General features: G+C 66.5%; 19 protein-coding genes. 11 read left to right on the forward strand and 8 right to left on the reverse strand.

Annotated elements, in window-relative coordinates:
* Positions 1-32: 32 nt before the first annotated feature.
* Genes ipdC through echA20 form a run of 4 tightly spaced genes read right to left on the reverse strand, consistent with a single transcriptional unit; the run spans position 33 to position 3476 of the window.
* Complete coding sequence (ipdC, locus tag AU198_RS09925) at positions 33-1109, reverse strand: (3aS,4S,5R,7aS)-5-hydroxy-7a-methyl-1-oxo-octahydro-1H-indene-4-carboxyl-CoA dehydrogenase (RefSeq protein WP_286141450.1); 1077 nt, start codon at positions 1107-1109, stop codon at positions 33-35.
* Complete coding sequence (ipdB, locus tag AU198_RS09930) at positions 1106-1852, reverse strand: cholesterol ring-cleaving hydrolase subunit IpdB (protein ID WP_064347934.1); 747 nt, start codon at positions 1850-1852, stop codon at positions 1106-1108. The genes ipdC and ipdB overlap by 4 nt, the downstream gene beginning before the upstream one ends.
* Complete coding sequence (gene ipdA, locus AU198_RS09935) at positions 1849-2724, reverse strand: cholesterol ring-cleaving hydrolase subunit IpdA (protein WP_064347935.1); 876 nt, start codon at positions 2722-2724, stop codon at positions 1849-1851. Before ipdA ends, ipdB begins: the two co-directional genes overlap by 4 nt.
* The gene (echA20, locus tag AU198_RS09940; protein WP_064347936.1) at positions 2721-3476 is read right to left on the reverse strand and encodes a (7aS)-7a-methyl-1,5-dioxo-2,3,5,6,7,7a-hexahydro-1H-indene-carboxyl-CoA hydrolase; all 756 of its coding nucleotides are present in this window, start codon (positions 3474-3476) and stop codon (positions 2721-2723) included. Before echA20 ends, ipdA begins: the two co-directional genes overlap by 4 nt.
* 82 nt (positions 3477-3558) lie before the next feature.
* Between echA20 and AU198_RS09945 the strand changes: the two genes are divergently transcribed.
* Positions 3559-4314 (forward strand): SDR family oxidoreductase, encoded by a 756-nt coding sequence (locus AU198_RS09945; RefSeq protein WP_064348198.1) that lies wholly within the window; start codon positions 3559-3561, stop codon positions 4312-4314.
* A gap of 30 nt (positions 4315-4344) precedes the next feature.
* Positions 4345-5250: an SDR family oxidoreductase gene (locus AU198_RS09950; protein ID WP_064347937.1), complete on the forward strand. Its 906-nt coding sequence runs from the start codon at positions 4345-4347 to the stop codon at positions 5248-5250.
* Between the two features lie 16 nt (positions 5251-5266).
* Here the strand turns inward: AU198_RS09950 and AU198_RS09955 are convergent, their stop codons facing one another.
* A complete protein-coding gene (locus tag AU198_RS09955; protein WP_064348199.1) occupies positions 5267-5722 on the reverse strand; it encodes a nitroreductase family deazaflavin-dependent oxidoreductase in 456 nt (151 codons plus the stop codon).
* A gap of 23 nt (positions 5723-5745) precedes the next feature.
* Here AU198_RS09955 and AU198_RS09960 point away from each other — a divergent pair, with 23 nt between their 5' ends.
* Positions 5746-6126, forward strand: coding sequence for a DUF8021 domain-containing protein (locus tag AU198_RS09960; protein ID WP_064347938.1), 381 nt, complete (start codon positions 5746-5748; stop codon positions 6124-6126).
* Between the two features lie 42 nt (positions 6127-6168).
* Here the strand turns inward: AU198_RS09960 and AU198_RS09965 are convergent, their stop codons facing one another.
* Positions 6169-7332, reverse strand: coding sequence for a steroid 3-ketoacyl-CoA thiolase (locus AU198_RS09965; protein WP_064347939.1), 1164 nt, complete (start codon positions 7330-7332; stop codon positions 6169-6171).
* Between the two features lie 129 nt (positions 7333-7461).
* Between AU198_RS09965 and AU198_RS09970 the strand changes: the two genes are divergently transcribed.
* The 7 genes from AU198_RS09970 (at position 7462) to AU198_RS10000 (ending at position 14321) form a co-directional block, all read left to right on the forward strand.
* The gene (locus AU198_RS09970) at positions 7462-8715 is read left to right on the forward strand and encodes a cytochrome P450 (RefSeq protein WP_064347940.1); all 1254 of its coding nucleotides are present in this window, start codon (positions 7462-7464) and stop codon (positions 8713-8715) included.
* A 51-nt stretch (positions 8716-8766) separates the two neighbouring features.
* Complete coding sequence (locus AU198_RS09975; protein ID WP_064347941.1) at positions 8767-9792, forward strand: acyl-CoA dehydrogenase family protein; 1026 nt, start codon at positions 8767-8769, stop codon at positions 9790-9792.
* 2 nt (positions 9793-9794) lie between these two features.
* Positions 9795-10958 (forward strand): acyl-CoA dehydrogenase FadE29, encoded by a 1164-nt coding sequence (gene fadE29 / locus AU198_RS09980; RefSeq protein ID WP_064347942.1) that lies wholly within the window; start codon positions 9795-9797, stop codon positions 10956-10958.
* Positions 10955-11935, forward strand: coding sequence for a bifunctional MaoC family dehydratase N-terminal/OB-fold nucleic acid binding domain-containing protein (locus AU198_RS09985; protein ID WP_064347943.1), 981 nt, complete (start codon positions 10955-10957; stop codon positions 11933-11935). Before fadE29 ends, AU198_RS09985 begins: the two co-directional genes overlap by 4 nt.
* Positions 11932-12336: a MaoC family dehydratase gene (locus AU198_RS09990; RefSeq protein ID WP_064347944.1), complete on the forward strand. Its 405-nt coding sequence runs from the start codon at positions 11932-11934 to the stop codon at positions 12334-12336. Before AU198_RS09985 ends, AU198_RS09990 begins: the two co-directional genes overlap by 4 nt.
* A gap of 73 nt (positions 12337-12409) precedes the next feature.
* A complete protein-coding gene (gene ltp2, locus AU198_RS09995) occupies positions 12410-13579 on the forward strand; it encodes a 17-hydroxy-3-oxo-4-pregnene-20-carboxyl-CoA lyase (RefSeq protein ID WP_064347945.1) in 1170 nt (389 codons plus the stop codon).
* 43 nt (positions 13580-13622) lie between these two features.
* The gene (locus tag AU198_RS10000) at positions 13623-14321 is read left to right on the forward strand and encodes a hypothetical protein (protein WP_133147262.1); all 699 of its coding nucleotides are present in this window, start codon (positions 13623-13625) and stop codon (positions 14319-14321) included.
* 34 nt (positions 14322-14355) lie between these two features.
* Here the strand turns inward: AU198_RS10000 and AU198_RS10005 are convergent, their stop codons facing one another.
* Positions 14356-15267 carry an MPT63 family protein gene (locus AU198_RS10005; protein ID WP_064347947.1) on the reverse strand — a complete coding sequence of 304 codons (912 nt, stop codon included), beginning with the start codon at positions 15265-15267 and terminating at the stop codon, positions 14356-14358.
* A 383-nt stretch (positions 15268-15650) separates the two neighbouring features.
* On the opposite strand from AU198_RS10005, the gene AU198_RS26140 reads away from it, so the two are divergent.
* On the forward strand, positions 15651-17348 hold the full coding sequence (locus AU198_RS26140; protein ID WP_067393900.1) for a hypothetical protein: 1698 nt from the start codon (positions 15651-15653) through the stop codon (positions 17346-17348).
* Here AU198_RS26140 and chsH3 read toward each other — a convergent pair.
* Positions 17345-18205, reverse strand: a complete 861-nt coding sequence (gene chsH3, locus AU198_RS10015; RefSeq protein ID WP_064347949.1) for an enoyl-CoA hydratase ChsH3 — start codon at positions 18203-18205, stop codon at positions 17345-17347. The two genes, AU198_RS26140 and chsH3, sit on opposite strands and share 4 nt — an antisense overlap.
* Between the last annotated feature and the right edge of the window lie 3 nt (positions 18206-18208).

The raw sequence follows: 18208 nt of genomic DNA on the forward strand, positions 1-18208 counted from the left end.
AGCTTCACTACCTCAAAATTAAGCAATAGCCTTCACTCGATGTATCCGCTGGCCTGTCGCAGGTGCGTAACCGCGTCGGCCACGATCGTCTCGATCAGCTCCGCGCAGGACGGCAGATCGTCCAAAATGCCCGCGACCTGGCCGGATGCCAGCACACCCGCATCCGTATTGCCCTCGACCAGACCGGCTTTCAGGAGCATCGGGGTGTTGGCGGCCATCACCACCTGCGACCACGTCAACTCCTTGCCGTGCCGCATCTCCAAGCCGTCGCGGATCATCGACCGCCACGTCATACCCGACATCTTCTTGAACTTCTGCGCGTTGCGGACGGCCGCCGAGAAACCCCGCAGTCGCGATCCGCTCTCCAGCTTCTCGACCAGGCCGGTGCGCAGCACCCGGTGCGGCATTCCGTCGACACGGGTCGACACGACGGTGCCGTCCAGTGCCGATTCGAGGTACCGACGCTTGACCGCTTCGGGAACCGTGGAGTCCGACGTCAGCAGAAATCGAGTCCCCATGGCGACGCCCGCCGCGCCGTAAGACAATGCCGCCGCGAGCCCGCGGCCGTCGAAGAAACCACCCGCCGCAACGACCGGGATGTCGACAGCGTCGAGCACGGACGGCAACAGCAGCGTCGTCGCGATCGGCCCGGTGTGGCCGCCGCCTTCACCGCCTTGCACGATCACCGCATCGGCGCCCCAGCCGGCCACCTTCTTGGCGTGCTTGGCCAGACCGACCGACGGAATCACCACGACGCCGGCGTCTTTGAGCTTGGCGATCAGATCGGGTTTGGGCGCCAGTGCAAACGAGGCGACCTTGACGCCCTCGCGGATCAGCAGGTCGATCCGTTCGCCGGCGTCTCCCGCGTCGGCGCGGATGTTGATGCCGAAGGGTTTGTCCGTGGCGCTTTTGACCTTGGTGACCGCCGTCTGCAGTTCCTCGAGCGTCATGGTCGCCGACGCGAGGATTCCGAGGCCGCCGGCGTTCGACGTCGCCGAGACCAGCCGCGCGCCCGCCACCCAGCCCATGCCGGTCTGGACCACCGGGTGCTCGATACCGACGAGCTCGGTCAGCGGTGTGCGCAACGTGGGCTTACCCGGAGTGCTCACCGGATTTCCTTGTCTCGCAGTCCTTTGGGGTCGATCACCTCGCGGATCAGTTTCTGCTCGGCATCGGTGGGGAGCCGGGTCTGCTCGGCGGAGTCCAGCCCGTGCACCTCGAACGAGGTGTTCTCGGCGACCTGTTCGGGTTCGATACCGGGATGCAGTGACACCCCCCGCATCTGATGGTCGGGGCCGTTGAAGTCGAATACGCCCAGGTTCGTGATCACCCGGTACACGTTGACGAACCGGTATGCGGGGTTGTCGGGATCGACTTTGTCCCAACCGATTCCGGAGACGATGTCCACGGACTCACCGAACACGCGCTTCGAGTGGTTGCCCACCCAGTAGCTGGTCGCGTGGTTGATGGTGTTGCCCGGGGCTCCGCGTACGCCGAACATCTGGCGGGTCGGTTGCTGCAGTGGTCCGAACGCCGACAGGTTCTGGTTGCCGTAGCGGTCGATCTGGTTGGCGCCCATGACCACATGGCGTCGGCCCCAGGCCAGAGTCTCGAAGACCCGGCCGAACGGCATCCAACCTTCGATCGCCCCTGCGGCCCCGAGCGCGGGCGTATCGGCCAGCAGTCGCGCTTCGCCGTCGGTGAGCAGGATGTCGGGGGAGAAGGTCAGGCGGGCCAGTCGGGCGCCGATCGAGACCATGGTCGTCATCGGGCTGACCATGATCTCACCGGCGTCGCGGAACAACTCGGCGCACGCGACGGCGCACACTTCGGCACGGGACACCGACATCATTGCTGCTCCTTGAATTCTCGCACCGCGGCCTGGTAGTCGGCTTCGGTGCCGGACAGATAGGTCTGCACGAACTCCTGCCAAGAGTCGTCGGATTTGGCCGCTTCGGCGTAGTGCCGCTGAAACTTCTCGTCACGACGGTAGTCGGGTTCGGCCGTGGTGAAGTGGGCGCCGTTGGGCGTCTCGACGACGGTGTCGACCATCATCCGGTTGATCAGAAGCGATTGTGGCGGAACCGCTTTGACCAGCTCGTCGGTCGGCACCACCCGCTCGACCGACAGGAAGCGGCGCTCGGCCGCCATCAGGTACAGGTCGTCGAAGTAGGGGTCGATCCCGGTGTAAGCCGCATTGCCCGCAGCATCACCGAGATTCATGTGGACGAAGGCGGCGTCCAAGGTGAGCGCGGGCATCGCGACGAGTTCTTCGTGGGCCTCGCCGGTGGGGTAGGGGGACCGCACGGTCTTCAGTTCGTCTCCCCAGAACGCACGGACGTCGCTGCCGAGCCCGGCCCGGATCGGCAGGAACGGCAGCCGCTGCGCCGCGGCCTGCAGCCCGCACCGAAGCATGCCCTCGTCCATCTCGCGGGCCTCGATCGCGCCGGTGGTGCGCGCCTTGGCGAACCACGGGTCGTAGAACGGCGGCGAGTCGAGCGAGACGAAGCCGTAGTAGACGCGTTTCACCTTGCCCGCCGAGCACAGCAGCCCGAGGTCGGGTCCGCCGTAGGTGACGACGGTGAGGTCGGTGACGTCGGTGCGCAGCAGCGCCCGCACGAACGCCATCGGCTTGCGCCGAGAACCCCAGCCGCCGATGCCGATGGTCATCCCACTGCGGATCTGCGAGACGGCGTCGTCGAGAGTTGTTCTCTTATCGCTCATTTGGCCCCCTTGTCGGTGCCCGCGAACGCGTCGCGGTGTTCGTCGGACACGCCCGCGAGGTTCAGCTCGAACGTGAAGCCCTGCTCCATGCGATAGCTGGAGTTGACCCTCTGCACATCGATAAAGTTCAGCGCCTCCTTGGCCGCGCGGATCACGCGGGTGTCCTTGGCGGCGATATCGCGCGCGACACGGAGCGCGGCCTCGTCGAGTTGATCGCGCGGGACCACTTCGTGCACCGAGCCGAAGTGGTGCAGCGTGGCCGCATCGACGGTGGCGGCGGTGAAGAACAACCGGCGCATCATGTGTTGCGGCACCAAGCGCGACAGGTGGGTCGCCGCGCCGAGCGCGCCGCGCTCGACCTCGGGCAGCCCGAACGTCGCGTCGTCCGATGCGACGATGACGTCGGCGTTGCCGACCAGGCCGATGCCGCCTCCGACGCAGAAACCGTTGACCGCGGCGACCACCGGGACCGCGCACTCGTAGACCGCCTTGAACGCCGCATAACAGCCGCGGTTGGCGTCGATCAGCGCGGTGAAGCCCTCCGTGCGCTGCATCTCCTTGATGTCGACGCCGGCGTTGAACCCACGGCCCTCCGCGCGCAGGATCACGACGTGCGTCTCGGGATCGGCACCGGCATCGGTGATCTCGTCGGCGAGTTCGAACCAGCCGCGCGACGGAATCGCGTTGACCGGGGGGTAGTCGACGGTGACCGAGACGATTCCCGGTTCGGTGATGGTACGAGTGATGGTCATCTGAGCTCCCGAAGACTTCCTGGGTCCGGTAGGAAAGCAAGCACTTGCTTGGTACGCTAGCACAGTGACCGACCTGCAAGACATGAACTTGGGCCTCGAAGGCAGGGTGGTGCTGGTGACCGGCGGCGTGCGGGGGGTCGGTGCCGGCATCAGCGCCGTGTTCGCCGAGCAGGGCGCCACGGTCGTCACCTGCGCCCGCCGGCCTGTCGAGGGTTCGCCATACGAGTTCCATGCGTGCGATGTGCGTGACGACGACGCGGTCGCCTCTCTGGTCGACACCGTCGCCGAACGTCACGGTCGTCTCGATGTGGTGGTCAACAACGCGGGCGGATCACCGTATGTGCTCGCCGCCGAGTCGTCGGCCAAGTTCAGCCGCAAGATCGTCGAACTGAATCTGCTGGGGCCGCTATCGGTGTCCACCCACGCGAATGCGGTGATGCAGAAGCAGGACCGCGGCGGATCGATCATCAACATCGCCAGCGTGAGCGGCCGTCGGCCCACGCCGGGCACCGCACCCTACGGGGCGGCCAAGGCCGGCATGGAAAGCCTGACCTCCACGCTGGCGGTCGAGTGGGCGCCGAAGGTGCGCGTCAACTCGGTGGTCGTCGGGATGGTCGAGACCGAACAGTCCGAACTCTTCTACGGCGACGCGGATTCTATCGCGGCGATCTCGCGCAACGTTCCGCTGGGCCGGCTCGCCAAACCGGCCGACGTGGGCTGGGCCGCGGCGTTCCTGGCCTGCGACGCGGCGTCCTACATCAGCGGCGCATCGCTCGAGGTTCACGGTGGCGGTGAACCACCGCATTACCTCGCAACCACCACTGCTGATATCAAGTAGCGCGCTCAAACAACCAAGGAGACAACAGATATGGGATTGCTCGACGGTCGAGTGGTCATCGTGACGGGATCCGGCGGCGGCATCGGCCGCGCACACGCGCTTGCGTTCGCCGCCGAGGGCGCCCGCGTGGTGGTCAACGACATCGGGGTCGGCCTCGACGGATCACCCGCGGGTGGTGGCAGCGCCGCACAAAGCGTTGTCGACGAAATCACCGCCGCCGGTGGGGAAGCCGTCGCCAACGGCGCCAACGTCGCCGACTGGGCGCAGGCCGAGGGTCTGATCCAGACCGCGGTCGACACATTCGGTGGGCTCGACGTGCTGGTGAACAACGCCGGGATCGTGCGCGACCGGATGTTCGCCAACACCAGTGAAGAGGAATTCGACGCCGTGGTCGCCGTGCACCTCAAGGGACACTTCGCCACCATGCGCCACGCCGCGGCGTACTGGCGGGCCCAGTCCAAGGCCGGCAATCCAGTGGACGCGCGGATCATCAACACGAGCTCGGGGGCCGGCCTGCAAGGCAGTGTGGGACAGGCGAATTACAGTGCCGCCAAGGCGGGCATCGCGGCCCTGACCCTGGTGGCCTCCGCCGAGATGGGGCGCTACAGCGTCACCGTCAACGCGATCGCCCCGTCGGCGCGGACCCGTATGACCGAGACCGTGTTCGCCGACATGATGGCCACCCAGGATCAGGACTTCGACGCAATGGCGCCCGAGAACATCTCCCCCCTGGTGGTCTGGCTGGGAAGCGTCGAATCCAAGGATGTCACCGGCCGCATGTTCGAGGTCGAAGGCGGCATCGTGCGGGTCGCCGAGGGCTGGGCACACGGGCCACAGGTCGACAAGGGCGCGCGGTGGGATCCCGCCGAACTCGGCCCGGTGGTCACCGATCTGCTCGCCAAGGCGCGTCCACCCGTGCCGGTCTACGGCGCCTGAGCGGCCGGGTCATCGGTCAGGGTTCGCAGACCACCAACGGGATCACGCGATCGGTCCAGGACTGGTAGTCCTCGTACGTCGGATACATCTGGACCAGTAGCGGCCAGTACTTCGCACGCTCCTCCTCGGTGGCGTCGCGCGCGGTCAGGTCCAGCACTTCGCTCTTGATCTGCACCTGGACGCGGGGGTCGGCCTTGAGGTTCAGGTACCACATCGGATGTTTGTCGCTGCCGCCCTTGGACGCGGCGACGATCACCTTGTCGCCGTCGCGGTGAAAGTACAACGGGCTGACCCGAGGTTCGCCGGTCTTGCGTCCGGTCGTCGTCAGCAGCGCCACCGGGATGCCCTGGAACTCGCCGCCGAGCCCTTCGCCGTTGTTGCGGCGATACAGGAGCGTGTTGAGCCTCGACATCTGCTTGACGAAGAAGTCCGAGGCCTTCGTATCCATGAACCGTGGCCGCGACTTTGGCATGGCCGTCATCCTATGCTCGGTCGATGGCCACAGTCTCTGACACCGATCGCATCGCCGCCGCGGAGTCCTATATCGATGCGCTGGTCAGCCATCGGGGCGACGACGTTCCCTTCGCGCCGGACTGCACCAGGATCGAAAACGGCCTCAAGACCGGCTTCTCGGGTGCACACCTGCGCCGCAGCCTGAATCGCGGACCGCAGTTCCGGATCATTTCGGCGATCGTCGACCGCGAATTCCGCGTCGACGGCGACGACGTGCACGCAACGTTCACCGTCGTCACCAAGCCGACAATCGCCGGGCGGCGCGTGGGCGCCCGCACCGAGGAGACCTTCCGCATTCCGGCCGCCGACGGGAAGATCCACCACATCCACGCGCGTGTGCGGCCGGTATTGCTGCGCGGCTGAGCCCGTCGACGTAAAGCGCTTCGGCGCCCGACGATTTCGCGACTAGATCCGCTCGATGATCGTGCCGGTGGACAGCGCGCCGCCTGCGCACATCGTGATCAGCGCCGTGCTCTTGTCGGTGCGCTCCAACTCGTGCAGAGCGGTGGTGATCAGTCGGCTGCCGGTGCTACCGACGGGGTGGCCGAGCGCGATCGCGCCGCCGTTGACGTTGACCCGGTCCATGTCGGGTTCGTGCACCCGCGCCCACGACAGGACGACCGAGGCGAAGGCCTCGTTGATCTCGACGATGTCGATGTCGCCCATCTTCATACCGGCCTTCTCGAGCACCTTCGCCGTCGACTGAACCGGCCCGTCGAGGTGGTAGTACGGCTCGGCACCGACCAGCGCCTGACTCACGATGCGGGCGCGTGGCTTCAATCCGAGCGCACGGGCCTTATCCTCGTCCATCCACAGCACCGCCGCCGCGCCGTCGGAGATCTGCGACGAGGTACCCGCGGTGTGAATACCGTCCTCGAGCACCGGCTTCAGCGATGCCAAGCCCTCGAGGGTGGTGTCGCGCAGGCCCTGGTCGCGCGTCACGACGTGGCGCTCGCTGGTGGGCTGCTTCTGCTCGTCGAGCACGGGGGCCTCGATGCCGCTGATCTCGCGGTCGAACCGGCCCTCGGCCCACGCCTGCTTGGCCTTGAGCTGGGACTCGAAACCGAACTGGTCGATATCCTCGCGGGTGATCCCGCGCCGTTTGGCGATCCGCTCGGCGGCGGTGAACTGGTCGGGCAGGTCGATGTCCCACGACGACGGCCGCAGGATGCTGCGGTCGGGGCCGGCGTTGGCGCCGAGGCCCACGCGGCTCATCGCCTCGATGCCGCAGGCGATGCCGATGTCGATGGCACCTGCTGCGATCAATCCCGCGACGAGCCCGTTGGCCTGCTGACCGCTGCCGCACTGGCAGTCGACGGTCATCGCGCCGACGTGCTCGGGCAGGCCGGCCACCAACCAGCTCACCCGGGTGATGTTGTTGGACTGTTCGCCGTACTGTGTGACGCAGCCACCGATCACCTGCTCGACGTCGCCGGGGTCGATCCCGGCCCTCTCGACGACAGCTTTCTGGGTGGCACCGAGCAACTCGGTGGCGTGCAGGCCGGACAGCCAGCCGTTGCGCTTACCGATGGGGCTGCGGGTGGCTTCAACGATGACAGGGTTACCCATTCCGTCAGGCTAGAACACGTTTCATTACTCTGACAAGCGACGTTGATGACCTGCCTTTTATCTGCGCAGAAGGCATGTTTTACTGAGACTAGAACATGTTGCAATAACTGTTGCGGAGGAGCTTTCCCCATGCCTTGCCCGAATATCCCAGCCGACTTCGACTTCCTCGACGCGAGCCTGAACCTCGAGCGCCTGCCCGTCGAAGAGCTGGCCGAGTTGCGTAGGTCCGAGCCGATCCACTGGGTCGACGTGCCAGGCGGCACCGGCGGCTTCGGCGACAAGGGCTACTGGCTGGTGACCAAGCACGCCGACGTCAAAGAGGTCTCGAAGCGCAACGATGTCTTCGGCAGCTCACCGGACGGCGCGATCCCGGTCTGGCCGCAGGACATGACGCGCGATGCCATCGACCTGCAGAAGGCGGTGCTGCTGAACATGGACGCGCCCCAGCACACCCGTCTTCGCAAGATCATCTCGCGCGGCTTCACGCCCCGCGCTGTGGGGCGGCTCGAAGACGAACTGCGGTCTCGGGCGCAGAAGATCGCCGAGACCGCCGCGGCCGAGGAGTCCGGCGACTTCGTCGAACAGGTTTCGTGCGAACTTCCGCTGCAGGCCATCGCCGAACTGCTCGGCGTGCCGCAGGACGACCGCGACAAGATCTTCCGCTGGTCCAACGAGATGACCGCCGGTGAAGACCCCGAGTATGCCGATGTGGACCCTGCGGTGTCGTCGTTCGAGTTGATCCAGTACGCGATGAAGATGGCCGAGGAGCGGGCCAAGAACCCCACCGAAGACATCGTCACCAAGCTGATCGAGGCCGACATCGACGGCGAGAAGCTCTCCGATGACGAGTTCGGCTTCTTCGTCGTGATGCTCGCGGTTGCCGGTAACGAGACCACCCGCAACTCCATCACCCACGGCATGATCGCGTTCTCGCAGAACCCGGACCAGTGGGAGCTCTACAAGCGCGAACGCCCCGAGACCGCCGCCGATGAGATCGTCCGTTGGGCCACCCCGGTTTCGGCCTTCCAGCGCACCGCGTTGGAGGACGTCGAGTTGGGTGGCGTGCAGATCAAGAAGGGTCAGCGGGTCGTGATGTCCTACCGCTCGGCCAACTTCGACGAAGAGGTCTTCGAGAACCCGCACAAGTTCGACATCCTGCGCGACCCCAATCCGCACGTCGGTTTCGGCGGCACCGGCGCGCACTACTGCATCGGCGCGAACCTGGCGAAGATGACCATCAACCTGATTTTCAACGCGGTCGCCGACCACATGCCCGATCTCAAGCCGATCGGCGAGCCCGAGCGGCTCAAGTCGGGCTGGCTCAACGGCATCAAGCACTGGCAGGTGGATTACACCGGAAAGTGCCCGGTCGCCAACAGCTGACGACGTACGTTGTAGCGACTGCGAAATTTCCCGGTATCAAGGAGGATTCGGGTGGACTTCAGTCCAGACGAAGGGCAGCAGGCTGTCGCCGACGTGGTGACCTCGGTGCTGACCCGGGACAACAGTTGGGACGCACTGGTGTCCGGAGGCGTGACCGCGCTTGCGGTCCCCGAGCGTCTCGGCGGCGACGGTGTCGGCCTGCCCGAGGTGGCGACCGCGCTCACCGAGATCGGCCGACACGGAACGGTCAGCCCCGCGTTGGCCACGCTGGGTCTGGGATTGCTCCCGCTCCTGGAGTCGGCGACCGACGAGCAGCAGGACCGCTATCTGGCCGGGGTCGGCAAAGGCGCCGTGCTCTCGGCCGCGCTCAATGAACCGGGGGCACCGCTGCCGGATCGGCCGGCGGTGACGTTCGCCGACGGCCGGCTCAGCGGTACCAAGGTCGCCGTTCCCTATGCGGAACAGGCGGATTGGCTCGTCGTCACGACCAACAGCGCCGTGGTGGTGGTGTCGCCGAAGGCCGACGGCGTGGTGGTGACCAAGTCGCCGACGTCCAACCACGGCGACGAGTACTCGGTGACGTTCACCGACGCCGCAGTCGACGGCACGCTGGACGGGCTGCAGGCCCGCCGAGTCAACCAGCTTGCCCTGGCAGCCATCGGTGCGTTCGCAGCGGGACTGGTCGCCGGCGCACTGCGGCTCACCGCCGACTACGTGGCCACTCGCGAGCAGTTCGGCAAACCGCTGTCGACATTCCAGACCGTCGCCGCGCAGCTGGCCGAGGTGTACATCGCCTCGCGCACACTGACATTGGCGTCGAACTCGGTGACCTGGCGGCTGTCAGAGGGCCGCGACGCCGACGACGATATCGACATCCTCGCGTACTGGCTGGCATCGCAGGCGCCTCCGGTGATGCAGCTCTGTCATCACCTGCACGGCGGTATGGGTATGGACATCACCTATCCGATGGACCGCTACTACTCCTCGATCAAGGACCTGGCCCGCCTCGTGGGTGGTCCGTCACACCGGCTCGATTTGGTGGGAGCCGCACTGGGCGAGCGAAACGACGGGAGCTAGCAATGTTCATCGAACTGACGCCCGAACAGAAGCAGCTGCAGGCCGAACTGCGCGAGTACTTCTCCAATCTCATCTCGCCCGAAGAGGCCAAGGAGATGGAAAAGGACCGCCACGGCAAGGCGTACCGCGCGGTCATCAAGCGGATGGGCTCGGACGGCAAGCTCGGCGTCGGCTGGCCGAAGGAATTCGGCGGCCTCGGCTTCGGGCCCATCGAACAGTCGATCTTCGTCAACGAGGCGCAGCGGGCCGACGTGCCGCTGCCCGCCGTCACACTGCAGACCGTCGGGCCCACGCTGCAGCAGTACGGCACCGAAGAACAGAAGAAGAAGTTCCTGCCCGCCATCCTCGCCGGCGAGGTGCACTTCGCGATCGGCTACACCGAACCGGAAGCCGGCACCGATCTGGCGTCGCTACGCACCACCGCGGTACGGCAGGGCGACGAGTACATCGTCAACGGGCAGAAGGTGTTCACCACCGGCGGGCATGACGCGGACTACATCTGGCTGGCGTGTCGCACCGACCCGGAGGCGGTGAAGCACAAGGGGATATCGATCCTCATCGTCGACACCAAGGACCCGGGGTACTCGTGGACGCCGATGATCCTGTCCGATGGCGCTCACCACACCAACGCGACGTACTACAACGACGTTCGGGTGCCGGCCGACATGCTGGTCGGTGAGGAGAACGGCGGGTGGAAGCTGATCACCACCCAGCTGAACAATGAGCGCGTGATGCTGGGGCCCGCCGGCCGATTCGCCAGCCTCTATGACCACGTGCACGCGTGGGCCTCGAAACCCGGTGGCAACGGCGACATTCCGATCAACCACGGTGACGTCAAGCGCGCTCTCGGTGAGCTCAAGGCGATGTGGCGGATCAACGAACTACTCAACTGGCAGGTCGCTGCGGCCGGCGAGACCATCGACATCGCCGACGCCGCAGCAACCAAGGTGTTCGGCACCGAGCGGATTCAGTACGCCGGACGCCTCGCCGAGGAGATCGTCGGCAAGTACGGCGACCCGGCTGAGCCGGAGACCGCCGAACTGCTGGAATGGCTTGACTCGCAGACCAAACGAAACCTGGTGATCACGTTCGGTGGAGGTGTCAACGAGGTGATGCGGGAGATGATCGCGGCCGCGGGCCTGAAGGTGCCGAGGGTTCCGCGGTGAGCGCCGACCTGAGGGCAGACATCGAGAAGATCAAGGCGGACGGCAGAAGCGAGCCGCGCACCGGTCGAGATCCGGTCAATCAGCCCATGATTCACCACTGGGTCGACGCCATCGGGGACCGGAACCCGATCTACGTGGACGAGACGGCTGCCAAGGCCGCCGGTCACCCCGGCATCGTGGCGCCGCCGGCGATGATCCAGGTGTGGACGATGGGCGGGCTCGGACAGGGCCGCTCGGACGACGACCCCCTGACCAAGATGATGCAGTTGTTCGACGATGCCGGCTACGTCGGCGTGGTCGCCACCAACTGTGAGCAGACCTACCACCGGTATCTGCGCCCGGGTGAGGAAGTCAGCATCCACGCCGAGATCACTGACGTCGTCGGTCCCAAGCGCACAGCGCTGGGTGAGGGGTACTTCATCAACCAGCTCATCACCTGGACCGTGGCCAACGGTACCGACGGTGACGAAGCTGTCGCTGAAATGCTGTGGCGCATCATGAAGTTCAAGCCGGCAGAGAAGGACGCCGGCGCGGCGGTGCCCGACGATCTGGACGCGGACATGATGATGCGGCCGGCTTCGTCGCGCGACACGAAGTTCTTCTGGGACGGCGTCAACGCACATGAGTTGCGCATCCAGAAGCGTGACGACGGCACATTGGTGCACCCTCCGATACCCGCCATCTGGCAGGACAAGGACCAGCCGACCGATTACGTCGTCGCCAGCGGCAAGGGCACCGTGTTCAGTTTCGTCGTGCACCATGCGCCGAAGGTGCCCGGGCGGACGTTGCCGTTTGTGATCGCCCTCGTCGAGCTCGAGGAGGGTGTGCGGATGCTCGGACAGCTCCGTAACGTCGACCCGGCCACGGTGCAGATCGGAATGCCCGTCCGCGCAACATATATCGACTTCCCGGAAGGCGAATCCGGTCCCGCGTGGACGCTCTACGCGTGGGAGCCCGATGAGGAGGCCGCAGCGTGAGCGCACCCGCAGTCGACGTGGGAACGAAGCTTCCCGAACTCGCCCTCTACGGCGACCCGACCTTCATCGTGTCGACGGCCATCGCCACCCGCGATTATCAGGACGTCCATCACGACAGGGACAAGGCGCAGGCCAAGGGCAGCAAGGACATCTTCGTCAACATCCTCACCGACACCGGCCTGGTGCAGCGGTACATCACCGACTGGGCCGGTCCGACCGCGATCATCAAATCGATATCGCTGCGATTGGGTGTGCCGTGGTACGCCTATGACACCGTGACGTTCTCCGGTGAGGTGACCGCCATCGAGGACGGCCTGATCACGTTGAAGATCGTCGGCGCCAACAGCCTCGGCAACCACGTGATCGCCACCGCGACTTTGACGATCGGAGGAAAGGGCTGATGCCGCGAAGGCGACCGCGAGTGAGGATCGCAGCGAGGAACGAGCGAGGACCGGAACGAGCGGAGAGCCGAGCATGAGTGCGGGTGGACTGTCCGGGAAGGCGGCGATCGTCGGGATCGGCGCCACCGACTTCTCCAAGAACTCCGGTCGCAGCGAATTGCGACTCGCGTCCGAAGCGGTGCTCGACGCGTTGGACGACGCGGGCCTGACACCTGCCGATGTCGACGGCATGGTCACCTTCACGATGGACTCCAACACCGAGGTCGCGATCGCGCGGGCGACGGGCATCGGCGAGTTGAAGTTCTTCTCGAAGATCCACCACGGAGGCGGCGCTGCCTGCGCGACCATCCAGCAGGCGGCGATCGCGGTGGCAACCGGTGTGGCGGATTGCGTTGTGGCTTACCGGGCGTTCAACGAGAGATCGGGTGTCCGATTCGGCCAGGTGCAGATGCGTCTGGTCGAGAACGCCGACTCGACCGGCGTCGACAACTCCTTCTCCTACCCGCACGGCTTGTCGACCCCCGCTGCGCAGGTCGCGATGATCGCCCGGCGCTACATGCACCAATCCGGCGCGACCAGCAGGGACTTCGGCATGATTTCGGTCGCGGACCGCAAACACGCCGCCAAGAACCCCAAGGCGTACTTCTACGAGAAGCCGATCACCATCGAGGATCACCAGAATTCGCGGTGGATCGCCGAACCCCTGCGGCTTCTGGACTGCTGCCAGGAAACCGACGGCGGCGTCGCGTTGGTCGTGACATCCGCCGAGCGGGCCAAAGACCTCAAGCACCGCCCGGCGGTCATCGAGGCGGCCTCGCAGGGTTCCAGCCCGGACCAGTATTCGATGACGAGCTACTACCGGCCGGAGCTGGGGCTGCCAGAGATGGGGCTCGTCGGCAGGCAGTTGTGGTCGCAGTCGGGGCTGAAACCGCAGGACATTCAGACCGCCATTCTCTACGACCACTTCACCCCGTTCACCCTGATCCAGTTGGAAGAGCTCGGATTCTGCGACAAGGGTGACGCCAAGGACTTCATCTCCGACGGGGCGATCGAGGTCGGCGGGCGGCTTCCGATCAACACCCACGGCGGCCAGTTGGGCGAGGCTTACATCCACGGCATGAACGGAATCGCCGAGGGTGTTCGCCAGCTGCGGGGGACTTCGGTCAACCCGGTGCCCAATGTCGAGCACGTCCTCGTCACCGCGGGCACCGGCGTGCCCACATCGGGACTGATCCTGGGCTGATCGGTGTGCCGCTGAGCTCGAGGCGCCTACTACCCTCTGAGGGGTGAACTCGCCGAGGCCGCCCGGGTGGGACGACCCTGATCCGGAATTCTCTGCCGGTCAGGGAAATTGGGCGCGCAGGTTCGATGCACCGCTGACGGTGACTCCGCGCCAGGTGCAGCCGAGGTCCAGAGGCAAGGCCCTGGCCATCGGCGCCGTCTTCGTCGTCGCGGTCGGCGGAGTGGTCTTCTGGTTGACGCGGCCGTCTGAGGACAACGCCCAACCCGCCGAAGCCGAGGCACCCGCGGCGACCGGGCCGTCTCAGCCGACGACCACGTCCGAGGACGACGGGCGTCTGCTGCGGTTGCTGCCGAAGGGCTACCGTGTCGGCGCGTGCGAGCCGACGCAAGCGCCCGAAGGTGTTCTGTCGCAGGTGAAGTGCGCCCAGAACGACGATCCTGACGGCCCGGTGTCGGCGACGTTCAGCCTCGTCGGTGACAGCATCTCACTCGAAAGGGTCTTCAACGAGACGATCGGGGCCGCGAAGAGGGTCGACTGCCCGGGCAATATCCAGTCGCCGGGGCCGTGGCGGCGCAACGCCACGCCGGACAGCATCAGCGGGCAGCTGTACTGCGGCCTCACAGACGGTCAACCGACCGTGGTCTGGACCGACGAGGAGAGAAAGACGGTCAGCGCCGTCCGAGCGGGGCCGAATGGCCCGACCTTTCCACGGTTGTACGCGTGGTGGTCCTCGCACTCGTGACGACGCTGACCGTATGACCTGTTAGGCGATCCGCTTACGGAGTCGGGGCCGGGGTGTAGGTGGTCGGGGTCTGCACCTGGTCACCCGCGGGCAACGGCGTGCCCTGGCTTCCGGCGGGCTGCGGAACGCCCTCGGTGCCGGCCGGAGCCGGCGTGCCCTGTGCGGGCTGTGCCGGGGTGCCCTGCGCGGCAGGAGCGGGCGCACCCTCGGGCTGAGCCGGCGCGATCGGGGTGCCCTGGCTGCCTTCCGGAAGCGGTGTGCCCTGGCTGCCCTCGGCGATCGGCGTGCCCTGGCTGCCCTCGGGTGCCTCGGCGCCCGTTGCGGCCGGAGCGGCGGTCGTGCCTTCCGGAGCCGCGGTCGTGCCCTCGGGAGCCTCGGCAGCCGGAGCCTCCGCGGGTGCGGTGCTACCGGTGCCGTACGAGGTCGACGGCGAGGACGTGCTCGTGCTCGAGCTCGTGGCAGGCTTGGTCCACACCAGCAGATCCTGTCCGCCTGCGTTGTAGACCACCCGGTCCGGGGTTGCGCCGGTGACGTCGAAGTAGACCTTGCCGGACGTCTCCTGTCCCTGAGCCAGCGTCGAGGGGTTCACACCCTGCGGCGTGGCCACCTCGAACAGCGAGCGGTACGTCTGGCCGTCGGCGGTCCGCGCGACCAGGTTCGCCACGATCGGCGTCGCCGATCCCTGGATCGCCTGGTCTGTCGCCGTTGCCTCCCACAGCGTGCCGGTCACCGGGTAGGGGATGACGTCGCTGCTGGGCATGAGGTTGGTGATCGTCCAGCCCTGGATCACGGCCCCATCGACCAACTTGCCCTGGGTTCCGAGTGTCTGGGTCTGGACCGTCGGCCCGGGTGGCGTGGCTTCGGGCTCGGCGGAGGCGAACGGTGCTGCGATGAATCCCGCGGTCGCGGTCGCTGCCAAGACGCTGGTGATCCTGGTGATCTTCAAGATGTGCTCCTGACTCGTCCGAGAATTGGAATGGTCACCGAAGGAAAAACTATCAGGTTGCTCGGTAATGGCGGATTCTGTCCGTTGACCGCCCATTCTCGGTAGAACGCGAAGGCATCGTCTGCGTAGGCCAGTTTTCTGAACACGTCCATCGGTGACTTTTCGTGCCTGCTGATACGTCGCAAATTCGGCTGTGATTTCGGAGTGCCGTTCAAGACACGGTGGTAAAAGCTGGGCCACAGGGCAAATGCCCGCGCCGATTGATGACTTTGTACCCTCATGTATCTTTTCAGCAAACCGTACGGTCGTATCGGCCAACCGGCTGAAACAGAGGCAAGCGACCGAGGCGCCCGACGTCTCACCACCTACAGAGGAGTCACGTCATGGCCAAACATCGAAGAGACGCTCGACGGGTGGTACGGATTCGGCAGTATCTCGGGGTCGGAATCGGCGCGGCGGCGGTGGCGGGCGGTGGTGCCCTGCTGATCGCACCGCCGAGCGGTCCGGCTCCAGCGGAGACCTCTCCGGTCGTCCAGTTGGCGTCGGTGGAATCGGTGTTGGTGCCATTGGCTCCGCCTCCCGATGACTTCTGGTTGCTGTATGAAAACAGCCTGACCGGATCTGGCGGGGGCGCCCCCGCAGCCGCCAGTTTCAGCACTTTCGGGGGACGTCCGATGATCGGGCCGGGCGGCTGGCTCATCGGTAATGGTTTGAACGCTGCTGCCGATTGCGTCGGCTCGGCGTGCAACGGCGGCAATGGCGGCATCTTGTTCGGCAACGGTGGTAATGGAGCCAACGGTGGCAACGGTGGCCACGCCGGGTTGTTCGGCGGGAACGGCGGCAACGGCGGCACCGGTGTGCTCGGCGTTCGCGCCGGCGCGGGCGGCAACGGCGGCAACGTGGGCGCGTTCGCGTTGATCGGCAACGCCGGAAACGGCGGCAACGGCGCGGCGGGTGATGCCACCCGCAATGGCGGCAACGGGGGGAACGGCGGCAGCGTCGGGCTGTTCACCCTGATCGGCAACGGCGGTAGTGGCGGTCATGGCGGCTTGGGCTGGGACGGTGCAGACGGCGTCAACCCGACATGGGATGGCACTCGTGCGGCCACCGGCACGAGTTATCCGACGTCCTTGACCGGGACGGGCACGGTGATCGGAGCCAGCGGAGGGCCCGGCGCACCGGGTCAGGAAGGGGCTACCGGCGGCGGCAACGGCGGGCAGGGTCAGCTCACCACCTCTAGCGGACCCAACAACAACACCTCGATCGCGGTGAGTGGCGATGGCGGAAACGGCGGCGATACCGACATCGCGGGAGCCCCCGGGGGTAATGGCGGCAGGGGCTCCGGCGGATCGGCCCGTTATAACGGAACCGGCGGTGCCGGTGGCAATGGTGGTGACGGTGGTCCGGGTGGCGGCGCGGGTGGCAACGGTGGCAGCGGTGGGAACGAGACAGTGGTGTTGTTCTCGTCCAATCCGGAAACTTCGGGCATCGTCCAAGGCGGAATAGGCGGAGACGGCGGCGACGGCGGTGTCGGCACCGCGGGTTCCAACGGAACCAGCGGCGGTTCCGGCGGCAAAGGTGGCCGCGGAGGGCTTCTGGTCGGCAATGGCGGAGCCGGCGGGAACGGCGCCGACGGTGGTGACGGCGGTGACGGGGCGGCCGGGGGCAATGGCGGCAACGGTGGCCTCGGTGGCGCCGGTGCGGTGCAAAATCTCCAATCCAGCCCCAGCACGTCGACCTATCCAGGGAATGCGTCGGGCGGTAAAGGGGGCACCGGGGGCACCGGCGGCAAGGGCGGTGACGCCGGCACCGGCGGCAGCGGAGCCAAGGGCGGCGCCGGTGGGATCTTCGGTAAGCGCGGCAGCACTGGCAGCAACGGTGTCAACGGCACCGGCGGCACCGGCGGCACCGGCGGCAAGGGCGGCAATGGTGGCAGGGCGTACACGTCGGACGGAAATATCGGCGCGTCCGGTAATGCAGGCAACGCCGGTAATTCCGGCAATCAGGGGTCCGGCACCACGGGTGGTTCCGGCGGCGAGGGTGGCACCGGCGGAAACGGCGCGTCCGGGTCTAACCCCTAGGCGGGGGTCAACTCCACGCCGGCGAGCGCCACCGCGTCGTCGCGGTCGGGTGCGGTCACGGTGGCGACGAAGCCGTCGCCCTCCTTCCACACGCTGGCCTTGAGCGTCTCGCCGGGGAACACCACCCCGGCGAAGCGCGCGCCATAGCTTGCGACCCGCGCGGTGTCGCCGTCGAGCAGGGTGTCGACCAGCGCCTTGCACGTCATGCCGTAGGTACACAACCCGTGCAGGATCGGACGCGGAAATCCCGCCGCCGCCGCGAAGTCGGGATCGGAGTGCAGCGGGTTGCGATCGCCGCACATCCGGTACAGCAGCGCCTGCTGCGGGGAAGTGGGGATCGCGATCTCGAAATCCGGTGCGCGCTGCGGAGGCTCCGAAGCTCCCGACGGTCCACGATCGCCACCGAACCCACCTTCGCCGCGCGCGAAGATCGATCGCTTCTGGGTCCACAACGGGGTGCCGTCGGGCGCCGTCACCGTGGTCTCCGACCAGATGACCGCGGCCTTGCCCTTGTCCCAGATGTCGGTGAAGCGCGTGACGGCGATCCCGGTGCCCGACGGCGGAATCGGGCCCGGAACCGACACGGCCTCGCTGGCGTGCAGCACCTTGGAAAGCTCGATGTTGATACCCGGGAACTTCACCGTCGGCGGTTCCGTCATGTGGAAGCTCTGCGCAACATTGCCGAACGTCGGTAGCACCTGCGGCGTTTCGTCGGTCAGGTAGCGCAACTCGCGCTTGTCCATCGGGTCGGCGCCTGCGCCGAGCCCGAGGTGGTAGAGCTGAATGTCGCTGCTGGTCCAGGAGAACTCGGCGGCGGGGAGTTCGGCGCCGAGCGCCTCGTCGAGATTGATGGGCATGCG

It is taken from the genome of Mycobacterium sp. GA-1199 (assembly GCF_001500045.1).
GTDB lineage: Bacteria > Actinomycetota > Actinomycetes > Mycobacteriales > Mycobacteriaceae > Mycobacterium.